This window comes from Brevibacterium mcbrellneri ATCC 49030, from assembly GCF_000178455.1.
In the GTDB taxonomy this organism is placed as follows: Bacteria; Actinomycetota; Actinomycetes; order Actinomycetales; family Brevibacteriaceae; genus Brevibacterium; species Brevibacterium mcbrellneri.
The window spans coordinates 1-794 of record NZ_ADNU01000062.1; the positions used below are offsets into that span (position 1 = coordinate 1).

1 protein-coding gene and 1 pseudogene are annotated in these 794 nt (G+C 70.5%); both read right to left on the reverse strand.

The window, feature by feature from the left end; all coding sequences use genetic code 11:
* The coding region (locus HMPREF0183_RS09670) for a ParB N-terminal domain-containing protein (RefSeq protein WP_005885533.1) at nt 1-513 on the reverse strand (513 nt) is incomplete at its 3' end.
* Nucleotides 510-794: pseudogene (locus HMPREF0183_RS12980) on the reverse strand (hypothetical protein); the annotation flags it as partial. The pseudogene HMPREF0183_RS12980 and the gene HMPREF0183_RS09670, both read right to left, overlap by 4 nt.

Here is a 794-nt window from a genome sequence, read left to right on the forward strand (position 1 = left end):
TTCGGCGGCGGGTGTGCTCGTGGCGGCGCGGATGCGGGTGTAGGCGGGGTGCACGGGGGCTCCGGCTTCGATCTGCACGAGCGCGGCGGCCGCGTCCTGGCGTACCTGCTCCGGCTGGTCGGGGTCGGCGGCGACCTTCTCGAGGTAGCCGATCTTCTCCAGCGTCATGAACGACGCGCCTCCGGGAATCATCGCCGCGGCCTCGCGCGGATCGAGGTCCTTGTGGAGCTCGTTGTCGTCCTGTTCGGCCAGGCGGTGTTCCAGGCGGGTCGAAACGTTCGAGCGCACCCACACGCCCACCGTCCGCCAGCCCAGCTGCTTGATAGCGGCGAGCCTGCGTGCCCCGCACACGAGCACCCCGTCCGGGGTGATCGTCGGGGGTTGCAGCAGCCCCTTGCGGGCGATCGAGTCCGCGAGCGCGTCGAGGTCGCCGAGATCGTGACGGTGCCGGTGACCGACGATGATCGACTCGACCGCCCGGTCGAGCACGATTTCCCCCGAGTGCGTGCTCACGCCGATGCTCCTCCCGGCGCCGACAATGCGATCGTGAGCACGAGGTCGTCATCGCGCAGCAGCACCGGCACGGTCTCACCGATGAGCAGGCGCACCAGGATGCCCTTACCCAGGCCGGTCGCGGCGTAGGCCGGATTCGGGTTGCCGAGCAGGACCTTCAACAGTGCCGACCAGGACTTCTTCGGCAGGTCCAGCAGCGCGCGGGCGTGCCGGTCACGGCGCAGCGCCTCGTAGGCGGTCTGCCTGCTGCCGGCCTGGGCCAGGGCCTGGCACACGTGCTC